This is a genomic window from Paraburkholderia silviterrae (assembly GCF_004353915.1).
Taxonomy (GTDB): Bacteria; Pseudomonadota; Gammaproteobacteria; order Burkholderiales; family Burkholderiaceae; genus Paraburkholderia; species Paraburkholderia silviterrae.
Genome location: NZ_SMRP01000023.1, coordinates 90,690 through 109,082 on the forward strand (window position 1 = coordinate 90,690; position 18,393 = coordinate 109,082).

Genomic DNA, 18,393 nt, shown 5'->3' on the forward strand with positions numbered 1-18,393 from the left:
TATCGCTCACAAAGAGGCGACGCCCGCCGGCTCTTCAATGCCGCCGCGCCCTGCTGCGCTAGTCGTCCGTGGCGACGAGCGGCATCAGCGCCTCACCCGTCTCCAGCAGCGTCTTGAGATTGGACAGGATGCGCGGCCAGCCGCCCGACACCGCCTCGATGAATTTCGAGCCCTGGCGCCCCATGCGGTGCGTGAGCGTGAGCTTCACGGCGTACTCCACCGGTTCGATCTGGAGCGTGCACAGGGAATCGCCCTCGGCGTTCAGCTCCGGGCGGAACATGTTGCGCCAGCGGATCACGAGACGATGTGGCGCATCCGACTCGACGATCTCGCCCGAATCGGCCACCCTGCCGTCGGGAAAGCGCAGCGACCACGACGCGCCCGTCTGCCACTCGCACTCGTGGTGCATGCCGAACCAGTAGCGCTCCGTGAACGCACGGCTCGTGAGCGCCTCCCATAGCACTTGCGGCGTAGCGCGGATGAACGTGACGTAGACGAACGTCGATTCGCCCGCCGCGACGGTCACGCCGCTTGCGCCACCTGCACCGGCCGTGTGGCCTTCACTGCTGCTCATGGCGATCTCCTTCTCCTTCGCGTAAGCGTTTGAGCTCGACGAGCGCCTCCACGCGCGCGTGCTCGAGTTTGCCGATCCAGCAAGCGACGGCGGCTTGCATCCGCAAGCGCGCGAAATACGACCTCGTCGTTCATGGACTTAATTATGCAACCTCATGGTTGCATGTCAAGGCGAACAAATGGGGAAGCTCGGCGGGGGAGCACGGTGCATCGGCTGGCGCCCCAATCATGTGTGCGGTGCGCACAAGGCCGGCGGCTTCTTGCGCGGACGGCCGCCCTTGCGCCCATTCGCACGGGCGGCAGCGGCCTTCGCGGGCGACGTGACGGAGCCCATGGCGCGCGCGAGTTCGCGCATCCACGCTTTCGATCCGTAGACGCCTTGCAGCAGCCCCGGCGCCCAGACGAGCAGATCGAGCCGAGGGAAGAAGACCGACTGCCCGCCTCCCCAGATCTCGAGCTCCGAAAGCTGCGCAGCCGTAGGCGGCTTCTCAAGCATCTGAAAATCCTGAATGAGCGCGATGGGCACGGCAATGCTCACGCCGTTCGCGAACGCGACCTCGAGCTTGTGATGCGTGCGGCTGTACCGCGCGGCAACCGCGACCGGACTCGCTTGTGCCGCCCGGGTCGCGGCTTCGAATTGCTCGCGGCTGATGTCGACCATGTTTGCATTCTCCATGTTTCGATTCTTTGCCATTCCCTGCACAGGCGGCCGATTTCGGGTTCGATCGCGCCAGCGAGACGGGCGACCTCGTGATGCGCAAGCATGACGCGCTCGCGCAACCCCAGAGGGCCGCTCGGGCAATTGAGGTTGAAAACACACGAGCCTTGCGGACTCACGAGATGAACATGCGCCGGCGAATGGTCGTTTGGAAAGATGACCACCCGGGCACCGAGTACGCGAAGAACTGTGGGCATGGCTTCGAGAATAACCTAACGTTGGGTTTTTGGAGTGCCCTGCGGCCCCGCGGGACACACGGCCGTTTGCACTGGATCAAGCGCGGAGCAGATTCGAGCCGATGCCCGAGCCCGTCGCCGAGAGGAAACAACATGAGCGAGCATAAGCGGCATGGCCTCGCGAGTAACCTCGGCCATCCGGCATAGGCGCAAGCGCAGCGGTTAGAACACGGAATGCACGATGTTCAGCTGGGTGTCATGCTTTCCAGGACATGGCTATTCGGAGTGGGCGGGCGACCAGTCATCTACTAGGTGGTAACGAATGCGATGTTCCTCCGGACGAGATTCAGTATCGACATATCACCCGCTAGAGCAAACACTGCGATACCCACCCCGGATTCTCCTTTAATAATTTGTTTTCCTAAGTCTTTGCATGACCCGCCAGCCCCTTGTAGCTACGACTATGGGATCACCAGACAAGACGCGGCCGGCTCACCGTCCTTCCTGCCTGGACCGCCGTTTTCCTCAGCGATTTCCAGCGGGCGGGCGAATCTCTACCCCACGATTTTTAACGCCCCCGCCTGATGAACTCGGGTGCTGTCGACCGAACCGATCTCCTTATGCATGTACAGCGCCACTTCGTTCGCACCGCAGTGTGCTATACCGCACAGACACGCGATACTGGCCAGGTTAGACGCAAACGGATTCGTACCCGACGAACCAGCTAGACGCGCCGTCAAGCTCGACGCGTTCTGCTCGTGCTCAGCGTGCGGAATCAGGATGCGGCCGAGCGCACAGACGAGCACGTCTTTGGCCTTGTATTCTTCGCGCGGGTTCGAAAACATCATGCGCATGAAGTTCGCGCTATATGACAGATCGTTCTGCGGATACACAAACGGCTGGCTGATGCTGTACTTGTGCGCCATGGCGACTACCGTCGGCAGCTTTACTGGCAAGTGGGTCGCCGACACTTCGCGGTAGCACGGATCCTGGAATTTGGAGCGCGTCTGCACTAGTCTTTATGGGTCCGTCTTTGCAATGACTAGCGGAGTTGCAACCCTGGTCCTGATGGCAAAACACGGCGACGGTAGCGATGCTTTCGCGCGCAAGGTCGAGCGCTCATCGACGTCGCCCCACGGCGGCATGTCTTCAGGGTTCCCGTCCGTGCCCAGCGCCCGCGGCATACGTTGGTTCGTCGCCAGTGCCTGTCTGTTGTCGAAGTGTATCGAAGTAGAACTGCAAGCCTGACATGGAGAAACCCATGAAGTGCGTGCCATTTCGACAAATAAGCGCCATCGGTTACGCGGCACTGCTAGCATTTAGCGTCGAAACGCATGCGCAGTCGCTCGAAACGCAGGCTGTGCAGGCTGACCAGGCGAACATCAAGGAACTACGCAACGAAGTCGATCAGCGCATCAAGGAGCTCGAAGCCCTCAAGCGCAAACTCTCTGACGAAGAGGCGAATTTTCAGCGGCTCAGCCGTTCACTGGATTCAAGGCAACTCGAAAGTAAGCGCGCCACCGGTGGCACGGATGTCAATGGACTGCCAGTGGGAACCCCGGCAACGGGTGGCGCGACCGCCGCGGCGCAGGCAGTCCAGGCCGACCAGGCCACGCAGGCGGCCGCACCCTCGAACGCGCAACCCGGTGCCACCGCACAGAGCGACCAGAACGCCGGCTCCAATGCCGGCAACGCGGCCCAAGGCACACAGGCCCAGGCAGCCACACCGGCCCAACCGGTCGGCCAGGCACCCGTCGCGGACACACACCCGCCAGCCGTCGCCCCGATCTTCGATCAGCCCGGCGTGCTTACGCCACGCCATACGTTTGTCGTCGAGCCGTACTTCCAGTTCAGCTATGCGTCGGAAAACCAGGTCTCACTCGTTGGGTACACGATCATTCCGGCGCTGCTGATCGGGCTCATCAATGTGAACGAGGTGAAAACGACCACGCTGACTGGAGGCCTCGCGTTCCGCTACGGGATCACGAACCGGATGGAGTTCGAGGTCCGTGTGCCATACGTGTACCAGACCAACGATGTCGTCGCGCGCGAGCCCTTCGTTGGCACGGCCGCGAACACCACCATCAGCAGCAGCGGCCACGACATCGGCGACGTCGAAATGACGTTGCGCTATCAGTTCAATCAAGGCGGTCCGGACAAGTTCTACTACATAGGCTGGCTGCGCTTGAAGACCGCGACGGGCAAGAGCCCGTTCGACGTCGTGACCGACTGCGTGGTGTCCTGTGTTGCAAGCACGACCGCCAACACGGGCCTGCCGCTGCAGCAACCGACAGGCTCAGGTTTTCTCGCGATCCAGCCAGGCCTCACGTGGCTGTTCCCTTCCGACCCGGTCGTGTTCTTCGGCAACTTCAGCTACCTGCACAGCTTCGGCAAGGACGAAAGTCTCACGCTGCTCAATGGACAGACCGAGTTTCTCGGCAACATTCAGCCCGGCGATATCTGGGGATTCAATATCGGCATGGGCCTCTCGTTGAACGAGAAGGCGTCGGTCAGTATCGGCTATGACCAAAGCATCGTGTTGCCGACCTCGCAGAATGGGCAAACGGTACCAGGCTCGGTGCGCGTCATCCTCGGCACGCTGCTGATCGGCTATTCGTACCGGATAACGCCGAAGACCACGCTCAACTTTTCGATCGGCGCCGGCCTCACGCGCGACACGCCGGACCTGACGCTCACGCTGCGTGTACCGATGTCGTTCTGATCCGCTCCTAAGCCCCAAGCCAACAACGCCCCCGCAACAATGCGTTAGCGCTTCTAGCGAGGGCGCACCGCGCCGGTGAGCGCGCTGTTCAACGTCGAAAGGAAGTTCATCGCCTTGAACGCGCCAAGCGAGTTCACGCTCGTATTGATCGTCGTAAGCGCCTGGATCTGCTGGCCGCTCAACGTGTTCTGGATCACCGCGCCAGTCACGCCTGGCAGCGCCGACGGTTGCACAGAGTTGTTCGGCCCGACCTGGATCAGCGCTCCGGTATTCGCTCCCGCGAGCAGCTGCGCCTGCTGGGCTGTCATAGTGGCGATATTCGGAATGTTGAAGCTCGTCTGCGCGACAAGATTGCCGTTCACGAACGCGGCACGCGAGATGCCGAACGACACCATCAGACCGGACGGCAAATCGAACCCGCCGCGCATGTCGTCCAGCCGGCTCTCGCTAACCGCCACGAGATCGGCGGACGCCCACGCCGGGTCGGCATCGTCCGTCCGTGATTCACACGCAGGCTTCGCATCGCCAGTCTCGAGAACGCGCGGTGCGGCTTGCGGCGCGCTTTGCATCGTACTGACCGGCCCGGTCGCGATCGCCGGCGAATCGCTTATGGCCGCGCCTGCTTCGAACGAGAACATGCTGCCACATACCACTGTGACAATGCCGGCAAGCTTCGGGTGTGCGGGTTTCATCGCTGCCCTCAGAATTCACCTGGACCGAGTTTCGGTACGACCACGTTGAACAGACCTTCGCGCGGAATGCCGGTATAAAGCGGCGCATCCGGCGCGACGTGCCAGTCACGTGGATCGTTGAACCTCGCCTTTTCATGCCTGTTGTGGATGACGAACACGACATGGTCCTGCCACTTTTCCTCAAAGCTCTCCTGTGACAGCGCCCGCGTGCCGGTGGCCGGATCGCCGATCAGCACGCGTCCGTTGCGCACACCCTTGACGACCACGAAATGGTGGTACCCGTGGTCGACGATCAGCACGATCGCGGGCGTGCTTGTCTGGTTGAGCTTTTCGAGCGGCACTTCATAACCGTCGGCCTCAAAGCCGAGCGACATCAGGAAGCTGCGGATATCGAGCAGCGAGAATCCTTCCCGACGAATCTTGTTCTGATCGCCGTGCTGGAACATCTGAACGAACGCCTGCTGCTCGCTCACCGGATAATCGTATTGATACGTCAGCAGCGTTGCCACTGCCGCTGAACCGCAGCTGAAATCGTATTGCTGCCTGATGGTCCACTTGAAGCGGGCCTCCTTCAGGCTCGTCACATGCAGCGAGTAATACCCACCCTCCGGATCGGTGACGTCGATAGGGTCGGCGTGCGCCGCCGCGAGACAGAACTCGCACGCGAGCGCGAATGCGAGGTACGCTGCGATGCGCTTCATTGCTCAGTTCCCGAAACGCACGTTCAACACCGTCGCGTTCTGGATCAGTACGTTCGCACCCGTATTCTGGATGACGGTCGGCAAGCCGCTCGAACTCGCGAACGACCCGTCGCTGATCGTGTTCGAGCCGGTCGCCACCTTGTTGGCGACGTTATCCGAAAGCGTACCGTTCAAATAGTTCTGACCAATCAGCGCATCGCCACCGCGATATTCGTCCAGCTGATCAGTCGTCATCGCCACGCCAAAGCCCGGCTGCTGGGCGTCCGGAGATACGGCAGCCGACGTTGCAGGCGTCACGGATTCGGGGCCAGCCGCTGGCACAACCACGTCGGTCGCAGCGGCTTGCACAGGTTGTGGCGGTGATTGCGCATCGTCCGCCGCGTATGCGGCCAAACCGTGCATGGCAATCACGACTGGAATGACGAGCAGCGAAACTCTCGTTTGCACTTGCATGGACCTCTCCTTGGCCTATGTGCAGCCAGCGTCGACCGCACACGATCCAGATGTCTGAGACCCAGCCTCGCGGATTGCCGGCAATGCACCGGTCACGTCATTCACGCGAGCGTTGGGAAATTGCCGTGGAGCGCCTTGCTGCGCGCCCCACGGCACCTACCCCCCGGTATTCATGCTTGAACCATGCTGTCGTTCAATGCCCGACAGTCAAATTCGCCTGCACGGTAACGGCCTGCTGCACCAGCGATGCCATGCCACTGTTCTGGCTCATGACAGAGATGCCGGCTGCCGATTGCGCTGCGGCGGTCATCGAGTTGCTCATGTCGAACGTGCCAGCATCGACGGAGTTGGAGCCACCTGCAGCTCCAGCACCACCGGCGCCACCGTTTCCGACACCGCCGATACCGACAGCACCCGCTGCGCCCGCGACTCCCGCTGCCCCGGCCGCACCGGCGCCTCCGGTTGCGCTGCCATTAGTGGCAAGCGCAGTCGAACTGCCGTTGCTGCCGCTGCCGCCGGTGCCCGTGCCGCCAGCACCGCCTGCACCCGCCGTTGCGGTCGCAGCACCGCCATTACCGCCGGTACCGCTGCCCGCTCCGCCTGTTGCAGTGTTCACGCCAGTTGTGGCCGCACCGCCCACGGAGGCGGCTGTACCGCCCGTGCCAGTGCCGGAACCGCCAGCACCGCCCGAGCCGCCCGCGCCGCCGGCCGATATTGCGACAGCGGTCGAGTTATGGTTCGACGTAGCACCACCACCGCTACCGCCGGTACCACCCGAGCCGCCATGGCCACCGTTCGCCTGGGCGTTCCCGCCTGCGCTTGCCGAGAAGCCGCCCAACGCGACAGCTGCGGCTCCTGCGCCACCGCCACGTCCAGAGCCATTACCGCCCTGGGTGCCGCCAGCACTTGCGTAGCCGCCAGCGGCACCGTTGCCGCCATTGCCATCACCGGCCGTCGCACTGCCATTTTTGGCACTACCGACCGTGGCGCTGCCGTTCATCGCGGTACCGCCCTTGCCGCCGCCGCCGCTAGCACCCGTGTTGCCGGCATTGCCGCCTACACCCGCGCCGGCGTACCCAGTGCCACCCTTGCCGCCATTGCCGCCGGCGGCACTGCCCCAGTTACCCGCCTGGTTGCCGATGCTCGTGACTCCCAGGTTTGTCACCGAGCCATCGAGCCTGCTCAGCGCCACGGACTTCGTGTTGTTGAAGGAGTCCTGCTTCACATTGGCGTACGACGCCACCTCGTTGGCGTTGTCACCGGTCGTTGAGGCCTGGTTGGCGCTTGCGGTACTGCTCAGCGTGTTCGCGCCGGACGACGATTGCTGATTGCAGGACTGGGAGTTGTCGCTGCAGGGGTTCGCCATCGCGTATCCGCTAACCCCAAGAGCCAACAGCGCGGCCGTCGCCATCAGAGTTCTTCGCATGAGAGCCTCCTGCTGGCTAGTGGCCAACGGTCAGGTTCGCCTGCACAGTAACGGCTTGCTGCACAAGTGATGCCATGCCGCTGTTCTGGCTCATGACCACGATGCCTGCTGCGGACTGGGCCGCACCCGTCATCGCATTGGCCATGTCGAACGTGCCTGCGTTGACGGTGTTGGCTCCACCGGCGCCGCCAGCACCGCCGGCCGCTCCGTTGCCTACGCCGCCAGTGCCTACACCGCCAGTACCGCCCGCACCGCCTGCCGCACCGAGCGCGCCACTGCCCGCGGTTGCGCTGCCGTTGCTCGCCACGGTGGCTGCGCCGCCATTCGTCGCGCTACCGCCTGTGCCTGCGGCGCCTGCACCGCCAGCACCCGCCGTAGCCGTCGCTGCGCCTCCTGCACCGCCGCCGCCCGTGCCCGCGCCGCCCGTTGCCGTGCTCGCGCCGGTCGTGCCTGCGCCGCCGGCACTGGCAACTGCGCCACCCGTGCCACCGCCTGCACCACCTGCTGCGCCAGCGCCACCCGCGCCGCCAGGCGACGTCGAAGTCGCGACCGACGTATGGTTCGCACTAGCGCCACCGCCGTTACCGCCGGCTCCGCCGCCACCACCACCGCCACCGTTGCCGCCAACGCCGCCGCCATGGCCAACAGAGAAGCCGCCAGCCGCGAGGCTGCCCGCTCCGGCCGAACCGCCATGGCCGCTGCCATCACCGCCTTGCGTACCGCCGGCGTGCGCGCTGCCGCCCTTCGCGCCGCTTCCCGCATTGCCGTCGCCGGCAGTTGCGCTGCCGTTATGGGCGTTACCGGACGTAGCGCCGCCATTGTTCGCGCTGCCGCCGCTGCCGCCACTGCCGCCTGCACCGCCGTTGCCACCGTTGCCGCCGTAGCCGTCACCGCCGTAGCCCTTACCACCCTTGCCACCGGCGCCACCCGCGGCGCTGCCCCAGTTACCGGCCTGGTTGCCAATGCCGTAGACACTGACACCCGTGACCTCGCCGTCGAGCTTGCTCAATGCGACAACCTTCGTACTGTTGTTGCTGTCCTGCCAAACCGATGCGCCGGAAGCGATTTCGTTGGCGTTACTGCCACTGGTCGACGCTTGAGTAGACGATGCGCTGCTGCTCAGCGCGTTGTTGCCGGTTATGGACGACTGATCGCAGGAACTGTCGTTGGCACTGCATGGGTTTGCTGATGCGTAACCGCTAAAGCCTAAGGCGAGGACCGCAGCGGACGCGAGTATTGTCTTGCGCATAGGAACCTCCTGTTGAGCCGAGGGGGAGCGGGTTAGCTGACTGCGCCAATCCGCCGCCTCGCGATGCATAGGTGGTGCCATGCCACTAAGCTATTGAAACAAAAGGGAAATTTCCAATTGCCGCAAAGCAGCATTCTCTTATCAGGGTTTTTGCCTGGCCTTTATGTTTCTAAAGTGCAACACCAAAACCGGCATTGCGCCGGTTCCAGATCATCATCAGCCCGAAAAAATTCTTTAAATTCAGTTGGATACGCGATCTTTCCAAGACTGATTAGAGAATAAATAAACGTTTCATCTTTGATTCAATGAAATAAAGGACTCGGGCCCATTCATGCAGTGACAGCTTGAGCTTTTCGGGTTGAAAGCCTTGTCGGGCTTGATTCCTGTTATTCCCGACCGATGCAGGCAAGGTCAAAAGAGAACGTCGGAAGCCAAGCCAGAACGTATCGTTTTCATCTCCTCGTTGCTTTAGCAACATCTCAATACGCGAGGACTACGTTTTTAATTACATGAAAAAAGCTATTTCATGAAGTATCTGTTTTGCACACACCTATTATGATGAACGCGTGACAGCCTTCTGTGTGACACCATACATTTCAGAACATTTCGCGGTTCGGCTTGTGCAACACCGGACACACAGGCCAGATTCAATCTTGACGGCAGAGCGGATGAGTCGATTACAGATCCGCAAGTGACTGTTTGCGATCATCGACGCAAAAAAAAAGCGGCGCCGCAGCGCCGCCCGGTTCCCGCCGTCGTCTCGCGGACTGCCGCGCAGACTCAATCGAGCTTGAACTGCCCCACTGCTTGCGCGAGGTTCGCGGCCTGGCCGCGCAGTGCCGCGGCCGCCGCGGTCGACTGTTCGACGAGCGCCGCATTCTGCTGGACCATCTCGTCGAGCTGGCTCACCGCGCGGTTCACTTCCTGGATGCCGCGCGTCTGCTCGCCCGCCGCATTCGTCACCTCGGAAATGATGGTGGTCACGTTCGACACGTTCGCCACGATCTCGTCCATCGTCTCGCCGGCGCGGCGCACGAGCTGCGAGCCCGAGCTCACGCTCGCCACCGTCGACTCGATCAGCGCCTTGATTTCGCGCGCCGCCTGGGCGCTGCGCTGCGCGAGGCTGCGCACCTCGCCCGCCACCACCGCGAAGCCACGGCCCTGCTCGCCCGCGCGCGCCGCTTCCACGGCCGCGTTCAGCGCGAGAATGTTGGTCTGAAACGCGATGCCGTCGATCACGCCGATGATGTCGGCGATCTTCACGGAAGCGTTCTCGATCGCGCCCATCGTGTCGACCACATCCGAAATCACCGCGCCGCCGCGCGAGGCCACCACCGATGCCGACGATGCTGTCACGTCCGCCTGCTGCGCGGCGTTCGCGGACTGCGCCACCGTCGCCGTGATCTGCTCCATCGAGGCCGCCGTTTCTTCGAGGCTCGCCGCCGCCGATTCGGTGCGGCCCGAGAGGTCGATGTTGCCCGCGGCGATCTCGTCGCTCGCGGTTCGCACCGATTCGCTCGCGTCGCGGATATGGCGCATCACGGCGCGCAGCTTGTCCATGAACACGTTGAACGCGTGCGCGATCTGCGCGACTTCGTCGTTGCCCACCGCGGGCAGGCGCTGCGTGAGATCGCCCTCGCCCTTGCCGATGGCGTCCATCGCGTCGCGCACGCGCGAGAGGCGCTGGAACGACACCGTCGCGACCGCCCCCACCACCAGCGCCGCGATCACCGCAATCACCACCAGCGCACCCAGCGAGGCCGTGAGCAACGAGCGCATGCCTGCCGTGGCGTCGGCGCGATCGAGCGCGACCACCACGCGCCAGTCGGTGCCCGCGATCGGCTGCGCGCGCATCAGCTTGGTGTCGCCGCCCACGTCGACCTTGAGCGGCGCGCTGGCCGAAAACAGCGCAGCCAGCTTTTCGCCGGCCAGTTCGGGCGCGATGTCCGTCACGGGCTTGAGCGTGAGCTTCGGGTCGTTGTGGGCGACGATCTGGCCCGCGCCGTCGATCAGCATCCCGAAGCTCGCGGGCGTCGGATGGATCGCGCGCACATTGGCAATCACGCTGTCCATCACCACGTCGCCGGACACGACGGCCTTCAGCGCGCCCTCGCGGATCACGGGCTCGGCGAACGACACCACGAGCTTGCCGGTGGCCACATCGAGATAAGGCGGCGTCACCACGGCCTTGCCCGCCGAGACGGCCTGCTGATACCAGGGGCGGCCGGTCGGATCGTAGTCGGCGGGGATGCCGGCGGAGTCGCCGAACTTCGCGGTCTTGTCGGGGTAGCCCACGTAGACGTCGGTGAAGCCGCCCGCCGCGGCAATCTGCTTGAGCATGGGCACCGGATCGGGCTGGAGCACCGCGTCCTGCAGCGAATCGATCATCCGCGCGTGGCTCGCGACCCATTCGTCGATACCCTGGGCGTGGCCGTCCTCGACGGCCGAGAGCGTGGCGTCGACCGAATCACGGTTGTGCGAGTTGGCAACGAAATAGTCGAGCGCGGTATTGGCCGCCAGCGCCACGACGACGATTACGACGCATAGCGCGACGATGCGCGCGCGAATTGTGGTGAACATAGATGGGGAAGCGCCGTAGGGAAATGAGTGAATCGAATGCGGTAAGCGTTGGGATAAAGGGATAACCCACGCGTTTACGGCGTCCGGCGCGAAGGACTTGAATCGGATTTATCGGGGCGCGAACGAATCGGTCCGCGCTCGCATGGCAAGGCGCGGGCCGAACGATGCCCAGCGAGCTAGAGAAAGCGAAGCCGAAGGCGGCTCAGGTGATGGACCGCAGGAGGCGGCCATGCATGCGGCGGAGAGTTGTCGCCGAGAAATGCAAAAGCGGCCCGCGCAAAGGGCGAGCCGCAATCCGTCGAAGCGGTTCGAAGCGGGTAGAAGCGGAGGAACTCGGGACGAAGCCGAAGAACCCGCTGCGAAGAAAGACGATGTGAGAACGAAGCGGCGCTTACTTGCTTGCCGCAGCCGCCTTCTTCTTGTCGCCGATACGGCTCTCGGTGCCATTCATGAGCTTCGAGATATTGGCGCGATGGCGCCAGAACAGCAGCACGCTCATCGCGAGAATCGCGAGCGCCGTCACGTGCGTGCCGAACAGGAAGACGTCGAAGAGCGGTGCGAACACGGCGGCCGCGAGCGCCGCCAGCGAGGAATAGCGCGTGAAAAACGCGACAATCAGCCAGGTGAGCAGCGTCGCGCCCCCGAGCACCGGATTCACGGCGAGCAGCACGCCCGCGGCGGTCGCCACGCCCTTGCCGCCCTGAAAGCGGAAGAACACCGGGTAGAGGTGGCCGAGGAACACCGCAATGGCGGACAACGCGACGGCCGTCTCGCCAAGGCCGAAGCGCGGCCCGAAGCGCGCCGTGAGCCAGACCGCGAGCCAGCCCTTGAACGCGTCGCCGATCAGCGTAAGGATGGCGGCCTTCTTGTTGCCGCTGCGCAGCACGTTGGTCGCGCCCGGGTTGCCGGAGCCGTAGGAGCGCGGGTCGTCGAGGCCCATGACGGCGCTCACGACCACGGCGAACGAAATCGAGCCGATCAGATAGGCAGCAACGGCGACAAACAGGTTGTACATGCACGAAACCCGAAGGAAGAGAAACGAAGCGCGGCGGCCCCAAGGTGATGCCGGGATGCGGGGATGCGCGCGCGAAGGCGCTCATTCTACCGAAGCACGGGCGGCCCTTGCCGCGACCCCAGGGTAATCAGGGAAATCGGGGAGCGTACCGGCCGCATTGGGGTGCTGGCCTGGCCGCTAAACCGGGCACGACCCCGGGCACTAGTCCACGCCGGGCGTCGCCACGCCGGGCGTCGCCACGCTCGCGCACTGCACCGGCTTTGCGCCCAGCAGCGAGGTGAGCACCGCAGGCGCGAGGCTCACGAGATAGCCGCGTCTGCCGCCGTTGAGCCAGATCTGGTCGAGTTCGAGGATGGTCGATTCGACGTAGACGGGCATCGCCTTCTTCGTGCCGAACGGCGACGTGCCGCCCACCAGATAGCCCGTGTGACGGTATGCGACTTCGGGCTTGCAGGGCTCGACGCGCTTGGCGCCGATCTGCCGCGCGAGGTTCTTGGTCGACACCTTGCAATCGCCGTGCATGAGGACGATCAGCGGCTTGGCGTGCTCGTCCTCCATCACGAGCGTCTTGACGACGCGATGCTCGTCCACGCCGAGCTGGCGCGCGGATTCGCTCGTGCCGCCGTGCTCGACGTACTCGTAGGGATGCTCGCCGAACGCGACGCCGGCGCGGCGCAGCATCTGCGTGGCGGGCGTTTCGGAGACGTGTTTCGATTTGCTCATGGCGGGCATTCTACCCGCGCGGATGATGCGTCTCGTGCAAGAGCCGCAGCCGCTCGCGCGCGACGTGCGTATAGATCTGCGTCGTGGAGATGTCGCTATGGCCGAGCAGCAGTTGCACGACGCGCAGGTCCGCGCCGTGATTGAGCAGATGCGTGGCAAACGCATGGCGCAGCGTGTGCGGCGAGAGCGGCGCGTGCACGCCCGCATTGAGCGCGTGGCGCTTGATGATGTGCCAGAACTGCTGGCGCGTCATGCCTTCGGCGCGTGCGGTGACGAACAGGGCATCGGCTGTGCGCGCGCCTAGCAGCGCGGGCCGCGCCTCGCGCAGATAGCGGGCGATCCAGGCCGCCGCCTCTTCGCCGAACGGAATCAGGCGCTCCTTCGAGCCCTTGCCGAGCACGCGCACGACGCCTTCGTTCAGGCCCACCTCGACCGTCTTGAGCGTGACGAGCTCGGTCACGCGCAAGCCGCTCGCGTACATCAGCTCGAGCATCGTGCGGTCGCGCAGGCCGAGCGGCGTGGCCACGTCGGGCGCGTTCAGCAGCGCCTCGACCTGCGCTTCGGTGAGCGTCGTGGGAAAGCGCGGCGCCTGCTTTGCCGAGCGCACGCGCACCGTCGGGTCCGCGCTCACGCGCTGCTCGCGCAGCGCCCAGCCGTAGTAGCGCCGGAATACCGAAAGACGCCGGTTCGCCGAGGTCGACTTGTCGTCCTTGCGGCGCACGCTGTAGGCGAGCAGATCGTCCTCGTGAACCGTGTCGATGCCGTGCGAGCGCGCGTGCGCGAGCCACTCGGCGAACAGGCGCAGATCGCGCCGGTAGGCGTCGAGCGTATTGCGCGAGAGACCGTGCTCGAGCCACATGGCGTCGCAAAACGTGTCGATGGCGAGCAGGCTCGTGGAGAGCGCCTGCGCGGCAGCAGGCGCAAGCGCGGTGGCTTCGCCGCCGTCCGGCGCGCCCGGCATCACATCGGCCACCTGATCTTGCCCGTCGTCGTCGATGCCGTATTCGAGGTCGTTATCGCTGTCGTTATCGGCATCCTTGTCGACATGGTTGCCGGCGCCGTTATCGTTCTGATCGTTCACGTGTTCCCTTTCGCTGCTCTCTTGCGCCAATTCCTGCGTGCCTCGCGCGTGCGCGCGTGGCGCTCATCGGATGGTTACGCCTTCATGGGCGAGGAGCCAGCGCTTCACGTCGCGAAAGAAACCATCGCCGCCATGATGCGCGAAGCCGCCGATGCCGCTCGCCGACACCACGCGGTGGCACGGAATCACGATCGGAAAGGGATTCGAGCCGCACGCCTGCCCCACCGCTCGCGCGCTGATGCTGCCGATGCGCTTCGCGAGCGCGCCATAGGTGAGCACCTCACCCGCCCCGATTGCGCAAATGCCGTCCCATACGCTGCGCTGAAACGCCGTGCCACGCGGCGCGAGCGGCAAGTCGAAGTCCGCTTGCGCGCTCGCGAAGTAATGCGCGATCTGTGCGACCGCGCGCTCGGCGAGCGCGCAATCGGGGTCGACTGAATGCGTGGATTCGGGCAGATAGACGATCTCACGCACGGCGCCATCGGCGGTGCGGATGCCGACCTTGCCGAACGGTGCGTCGATTACCGCGTTGAACATGGTTCCTCTCCTTGGCGCATGCAAAGCTCAATGCCCACGCCAGTCTAAGCCGCTTCCAGCGCCCATTGCACATGCTCGCGCACGAGCGCCGACTCGTCGTGCTCGCGCGCACGCAATGCCGCGACGATAGCCGCGCGCCCTTCCTGCGCATCATGCGGCTGGCCACAGGCGCCGTCATTCTCGCGCGTCGCGCGCAGTGCATTGCCCATCGCCACGGCGATATTGCGCGACCAGCATTCGTAGCCGATGCGCCTAATCGCGCTGCCCTGCATGCGTTCGTTGAACTGCGCCGCACTCCAGCCGAACAGCTCGACGAGACTCGCGCGGTCGAGCCCGTGGCGCACGTCGAAGTCGGCCACCGGCGCGGCCTGCGCGAACTTGTTCCACGGGCACACGAGCTGGCAGTCGTCGCAACCATAGACACGATTGCCGATCAGCTCGCGCAATTCCAGGGGAATGCTGCCCTTCAATTCGATCGTCAGATAGGAAATGCAGCGCCGCGCATCGACGCGGTACGGCCCGGTGATGGCCCCCGTCGGGCACGCACCGATGCAGCGCGTGCAAGTACCGCAATGGGCGCCGGGCTGTTCGGGCGCATGCGAGGCGGAGTTTTGCGCGTCTTGCGCGGCTTGCGCATTTTCCGCGTCAGTCGGCAGCGGCACGTCCACGTAGATTTCGCCGAGAAAGAACAGCGAGCCCGCGTCGCGCTGCAAGAGCAAGGTGTGCTTGCCGCGCCAGCCGATGCCCGCCTTCTGCGCGAGCTCGACTTCGAGCACCGGCGCGGAATCGGTGAAGACGCGAAAGCCGAAGGCGCCGATCTCGGCCGCGATGCGCTCGGCAAGCTGCTGCAGCCGCGCGCGCATCACCTTGTGATAGTCGCGGCCGCGCGCGTAGATCGACACCACGCCCGCAAACGGGTCGGCAAGACGCGCGTGCTCGCGCCCGCGCCAGTCCTCGTGCTCGCCCGCGGCGGGCACTTCGGTCTGAGCCCCGACGTGCGCCGCGCCAGCAAGCGTCGCGGCGGGCAAATACGCCATGCGCGCGGTGATGACACGTCGCGTACCGGCCACAAGCTCTGCGGGCCGCGCGCGTTTCATCCCATGTTTGGCCATATAATCCATCTCGCCATGGCAGCCCGCCTCGAGCCACGCGGCAAGGCCCGCCTCGGCATGAGAAAGGTCGGTGTCGCTGATACCGATCGCACCGAACCCCAGCTCGCGTCCCCATGCGCGGATGCGTGTCGCGAGCGCGGCCAGCGCCGCTTCGTCCAGCGGCGCGGCCACATTCTGCGGCGCCATCGTGCCGACGCCCGGCGTAGCCACGCCCGACGCAGTCGAATGCGCGGGCGCTTTCGCGGACGTCCTGACCGGCACGCGCGCATCGACCAGATCGTGCACTTCGTGCTGATCGTGCACTTCGTGCGTTTCGTTGTGCACCGGGTTCGAAGGGGAATGCGAGGGATTCATTACGCTATTTTACGAGAATGCCCGGAACACCCGACATGCCCGGACACGACCACGCGAGCCCGCCCGCCGCACCGATTCTGCTCGAGCGCCGCTTCGAGCTCGCGGACGAAGCCGCCACCGATGCGTTCGGCGCGCGCTTTGCGCACGCGCTCGAGAGCCTGCGCACGCAAGAATCCGGCCAGAGCGCCGGCGTCACGAAAAAAAATCAGGTCAGCGAATCCGCCGCCTCCAGCGTTGTGCCATTCAACGGCCTGCACGTGCAGCTCTTGGGCGACCTGGGCGCCGGCAAGACTTCGCTCGTGCGCGCCACGTTGCGCGCGCTCGGCCACGCCGGCCGCGTACGCAGCCCGACGTATACGCTCGTCGAGCCCTACACGGTGAGCACGGTGAGCGGGGAACTCCAGCTCTATCACTTCGATCTCTATCGTTTCAGCGACCCGGCCGAATGGGCCGACGCCGGCTTTCGCGAATATTTCGCACAAGGAGCCGTGTGTCTCGTCGAATGGCCGCAACGCGCGGGCGGCCTGCTCGGCGTACCCGATCTCGCGTTCCAGCTCGAGCCAGGCCAGTACGGTGAAGGCCGCGTGCTCACCGCGTACGCATACAGCGCATCAGGAAAGGCATGTCTAGAAAGATGTTAATCAAACCGTTCCGCTCGATCGAATCCGCGGCCACCGCCACGCACAACTGGCGGCGCCGGCAGATTCTGAAGGCGGGCGCGTCCACGCTGGTGCTCGGCCTCTCCGTCGCGGCACCGCGCCTCGCATGGGCGACCTCGGTGATCGGCGTGCGTGTGTGGCCCGCGCGCGACTACACGCGCGTGACCATCGAATCGGATCAGCCGCTCTCGAACACGCAGCAATTGCTGCAGGGCCCCGACCGGCTCGTCGTCGACCTGAGCGGCCTCGACCTCGACGATGCGCTCAAGAATCTCGTCTCCAAGATCACGCCGAACGATCCGCAGATCCAGGCCGTGCGCGTGGGCCAGTATCAGCCGAACGTGGTGCGCATGGTGTTCGACCTGAAGGGCGCCGTGAAGCCCCAGGTCTTCATGCTGCAGCCGGTGGGCTCGTACAAGTACCGGCTCGTGTTCGACCTCTATCCCGCGGTTGCGCCCGATCCGCTCATGGACCTGCTCGCGCAGACCGAGCGCAAGCAACAGCAGCTAGACGCGCGCGAGGCGATGCGCGATAACGCGCCGCCTGCGCCGCCCTCCACGCTCGCGGGCCCCAACAATCCGCCGGCGCGCGACAACAGCGACGCCTTCTTCGAGCGCTACGCGCAGAACGACGCGGGCGCGGCCACGCCCGCCACGCCTGGTGCGTCGACCGCACCCTCCGCGCCGCGCCCGATGCCGCCGGTGCCGCCTGCAACGGTCCTGCCGCGTCCGAAGCCGGCGCCGAAGCCGCCCGTCATCGCCCAAGGCAACAGCGGCGGCGACAGCAGCGACCAGGCCGACGACAACTACGGCTTCACCACGCCCAAGACCAGCAAGGGCGGGACCACGCGCCTGTTGACGGTGGCGATCGACCCGGGCCACGGCGGCGAGGATCCCGGCGCGATCGGCAGCGCGGGCACGTACGAGAAGCACATCGCGCTCGACATCGCGAAGAAGTTGCGCGCGAAGATCGACGCCCAGCCCAACATGCGCTCGATGATGACGCGCGACGCCGACTTCTTCGTGCCACTGAACGTGCGCGTGCAGAAGGCGCGCCGCGTGGGCGCCGACCTCTTCGTGTCGATCCACGCCGACGCATTCACCACGCCGGCCGCGCGCGGCTCGTCGGTGTTCGCGCTTTCCGAGCACGGCGCGTCGAGCGCGGCCGCGCGCTGGATGGCGACCAAGGAGAATTCGTCGGACCAGATCGGTGGCATCAACGTGAAGACGGCGGACGCCTCCGTGAACCGTGCGCTGTTCGACATGTCGACCACGGCGCAGATCCGCGACTCGCTGCGCTACGGCGGCTTCGTGCTCAACGAAGTCGGCGAGATCAACAAGCTGCACAAGGGCTCGGTCGAGCAAGCGGGCTTTGCGGTGCTCAAGGCGCCCGACATTCCGTCGATCCTCGTGGAGACGGCCTTCATCAGCAACCCCGAGGAAGAGCAAAAGCTCAACGACGACGCCTATCGCGACAAGATGGCGAACGCCATCCTCAAGGGCATCAAGCGCTACTTCGCGGCAAATCCGCCACTCGCGAAGAACCGCATGACGTAAGCATGCAAGCGGCGCGCGGTGTCCTTGCGCGCCGCGCCCGGCTTCGCACGGCCTCGCAGCCAGTCG

At 64.9% G+C, this 18,393-nt stretch carries 16 protein-coding genes and 1 pseudogene; 3 read left to right on the forward strand and 14 right to left on the reverse strand.

Annotated features, from left to right (window positions below):
• Nucleotides 1–58: 58 nt before the first annotated feature.
• The 3 genes and pseudogenes from EYW47_RS31390 to EYW47_RS31400 all read right to left on the reverse strand — a co-directional run.
• Nucleotides 59–574: an SRPBCC family protein gene (locus EYW47_RS31390; RefSeq protein ID WP_133198699.1), complete on the reverse strand. Its 516-nt coding sequence runs from the start codon at nt 572–574 to the stop codon at nt 59–61.
• Nucleotides 575–799: 225 nt separating this feature from the next.
• Entirely contained in the window at nt 800–1,249 is a 450-nt protein-coding gene (locus EYW47_RS31395) for a DUF2442 domain-containing protein (RefSeq protein ID WP_133198700.1), read from the reverse strand.
• Between the two features lie 795 nt (nt 1,250–2,044).
• Nucleotides 2,045–2,456 (reverse strand): annotated as a pseudogene (locus EYW47_RS31400) (citrate/2-methylcitrate synthase); the annotation flags it as partial.
• Between the two features lie 272 nt (nt 2,457–2,728).
• Between EYW47_RS31400 and EYW47_RS31405 the strand changes: the two are divergent.
• Nucleotides 2,729–4,189 carry an acetate kinase gene (locus EYW47_RS31405; protein ID WP_133198701.1) on the forward strand — a complete coding sequence of 487 codons (1,461 nt, stop codon included), beginning with the start codon at nt 2,729–2,731 and terminating at the stop codon, nt 4,187–4,189.
• 53 nt (nt 4,190–4,242) lie between these two features.
• On the opposite strand, the gene EYW47_RS31410 is transcribed toward EYW47_RS31405, so the two are convergent.
• The 11 genes from EYW47_RS31410 to queG all read right to left on the reverse strand — a co-directional run bounded on the left by EYW47_RS31410 (nt 4,243) and on the right by queG (nt 15,944).
• Nucleotides 4,243–4,881, reverse strand: a complete 639-nt coding sequence (locus tag EYW47_RS31410; RefSeq protein ID WP_133198702.1) for a hypothetical protein — start codon at nt 4,879–4,881, stop codon at nt 4,243–4,245.
• Between the two features lie 8 nt (nt 4,882–4,889).
• Nucleotides 4,890–5,582: a C39 family peptidase gene (locus tag EYW47_RS31415; protein ID WP_133198703.1), complete on the reverse strand. Its 693-nt coding sequence runs from the start codon at nt 5,580–5,582 to the stop codon at nt 4,890–4,892.
• A 3-nt stretch (nt 5,583–5,585) separates the two neighbouring features.
• A complete protein-coding gene (locus EYW47_RS42170; RefSeq protein WP_133198704.1) occupies nt 5,586–6,035 on the reverse strand; it encodes a hypothetical protein in 450 nt (149 codons plus the stop codon).
• 193 nt (nt 6,036–6,228) lie between these two features.
• Nucleotides 6,229–7,461, reverse strand: a complete 1,233-nt coding sequence (locus EYW47_RS31425; RefSeq protein WP_133198705.1) for a hypothetical protein — start codon at nt 7,459–7,461, stop codon at nt 6,229–6,231.
• Nucleotides 7,462–7,477: 16 nt separating this feature from the next.
• Nucleotides 7,478–8,710, reverse strand: a complete 1,233-nt coding sequence (locus EYW47_RS31430) for a hypothetical protein (RefSeq protein ID WP_133198706.1) — start codon at nt 8,708–8,710, stop codon at nt 7,478–7,480.
• 780 nt (nt 8,711–9,490) lie between these two features.
• The gene (locus tag EYW47_RS31435; RefSeq protein WP_133198707.1) at nt 9,491–11,290 is read right to left on the reverse strand and encodes a methyl-accepting chemotaxis protein; all 1,800 of its coding nucleotides are present in this window, start codon (nt 11,288–11,290) and stop codon (nt 9,491–9,493) included.
• A gap of 391 nt (nt 11,291–11,681) precedes the next feature.
• Nucleotides 11,682–12,305: a glycerol-3-phosphate 1-O-acyltransferase PlsY gene (gene plsY / locus EYW47_RS31440; protein ID WP_133198708.1), complete on the reverse strand. Its 624-nt coding sequence runs from the start codon at nt 12,303–12,305 to the stop codon at nt 11,682–11,684.
• Between the two features lie 201 nt (nt 12,306–12,506).
• Complete coding sequence (gene ybaK, locus EYW47_RS31445; RefSeq protein ID WP_133198709.1) at nt 12,507–13,028, reverse strand: Cys-tRNA(Pro) deacylase; 522 nt, start codon at nt 13,026–13,028, stop codon at nt 12,507–12,509.
• 10 nt (nt 13,029–13,038) lie between these two features.
• Nucleotides 13,039–13,989, reverse strand: a complete 951-nt coding sequence (xerD, locus tag EYW47_RS31450) for a site-specific tyrosine recombinase XerD (RefSeq protein WP_133198732.1) — start codon at nt 13,987–13,989, stop codon at nt 13,039–13,041.
• A gap of 183 nt (nt 13,990–14,172) precedes the next feature.
• Nucleotides 14,173–14,646: a methylated-DNA--[protein]-cysteine S-methyltransferase gene (locus tag EYW47_RS31455; RefSeq protein WP_133198710.1), complete on the reverse strand. Its 474-nt coding sequence runs from the start codon at nt 14,644–14,646 to the stop codon at nt 14,173–14,175.
• A 44-nt stretch (nt 14,647–14,690) separates the two neighbouring features.
• The gene (queG, locus tag EYW47_RS31460) at nt 14,691–15,944 is read right to left on the reverse strand and encodes a tRNA epoxyqueuosine(34) reductase QueG (protein WP_133198733.1); all 1,254 of its coding nucleotides are present in this window, start codon (nt 15,942–15,944) and stop codon (nt 14,691–14,693) included.
• Between the two features lie 203 nt (nt 15,945–16,147).
• Here queG and tsaE point away from each other — a divergent pair, with 203 nt between their 5' ends.
• A complete protein-coding gene (gene tsaE, locus EYW47_RS31465) occupies nt 16,148–16,753 on the forward strand; it encodes a tRNA (adenosine(37)-N6)-threonylcarbamoyltransferase complex ATPase subunit type 1 TsaE (RefSeq protein WP_133198711.1) in 606 nt (201 codons plus the stop codon).
• Nucleotides 16,735–18,327 carry an N-acetylmuramoyl-L-alanine amidase gene (locus EYW47_RS31470; protein WP_133198712.1) on the forward strand — a complete coding sequence of 531 codons (1,593 nt, stop codon included), beginning with the start codon at nt 16,735–16,737 and terminating at the stop codon, nt 18,325–18,327. The genes tsaE and EYW47_RS31470 overlap by 19 nt, the downstream gene beginning before the upstream one ends.
• Nucleotides 18,328–18,393: the final 66 nt, after the last annotated feature.

Bases quoted from the DNA above. Each gene is read 5' to 3' on its own strand.
- xerD (WP_133198732.1), bottom strand. From the start codon at position 13,989: ATGCCGGGCGCGCCGGACGGCGGCGAAGCCACCGCGCTTGCGCCTGCT.
- EYW47_RS31410 (WP_133198702.1), bottom strand. From the start codon at position 4,881: ATGAAACCCGCACACCCGAAGCTTGCCGGCATTGTCACAGTGGTATGT.
- EYW47_RS31430 (WP_133198706.1), bottom strand. From the start codon at position 8,710: ATGCGCAAGACAATACTCGCGTCCGCTGCGGTCCTCGCCTTAGGCTTT.
- EYW47_RS31395 (WP_133198700.1), bottom strand. From the start codon at position 1,249: ATGGAGAATGCAAACATGGTCGACATCAGCCGCGAGCAATTCGAAGCC.
- EYW47_RS42170 (WP_133198704.1), bottom strand. From the start codon at position 6,035: ATGCAAGTGCAAACGAGAGTTTCGCTGCTCGTCATTCCAGTCGTGATT.
- EYW47_RS31435 (WP_133198707.1), bottom strand. From the start codon at position 11,290: ATGTTCACCACAATTCGCGCGCGCATCGTCGCGCTATGCGTCGTAATC.
- EYW47_RS31470 (WP_133198712.1), top strand. From the start codon at position 16,735: ATGTCTAGAAAGATGTTAATCAAACCGTTCCGCTCGATCGAATCCGCG.
- EYW47_RS31415 (WP_133198703.1), bottom strand. From the start codon at position 5,582: ATGAAGCGCATCGCAGCGTACCTCGCATTCGCGCTCGCGTGCGAGTTC.
- EYW47_RS31405 (WP_133198701.1), top strand. From the start codon at position 2,729: ATGAAGTGCGTGCCATTTCGACAAATAAGCGCCATCGGTTACGCGGCA.
- plsY (WP_133198708.1), bottom strand. From the start codon at position 12,305: ATGTACAACCTGTTTGTCGCCGTTGCTGCCTATCTGATCGGCTCGATT.
- tsaE (WP_133198711.1), top strand. From the start codon at position 16,148: ATGCCCGGACACGACCACGCGAGCCCGCCCGCCGCACCGATTCTGCTC.
- ybaK (WP_133198709.1), bottom strand. From the start codon at position 13,028: ATGAGCAAATCGAAACACGTCTCCGAAACGCCCGCCACGCAGATGCTG.
- EYW47_RS31390 (WP_133198699.1), bottom strand. From the start codon at position 574: ATGAGCAGCAGTGAAGGCCACACGGCCGGTGCAGGTGGCGCAAGCGGC.
- EYW47_RS31425 (WP_133198705.1), bottom strand. From the start codon at position 7,461: ATGCGAAGAACTCTGATGGCGACGGCCGCGCTGTTGGCTCTTGGGGTT.
- EYW47_RS31455 (WP_133198710.1), bottom strand. From the start codon at position 14,646: ATGTTCAACGCGGTAATCGACGCACCGTTCGGCAAGGTCGGCATCCGC.
- queG (WP_133198733.1), bottom strand. From the start codon at position 15,944: ATGGCGCCGCAGAATGTGGCCGCGCCGCTGGACGAAGCGGCGCTGGCC.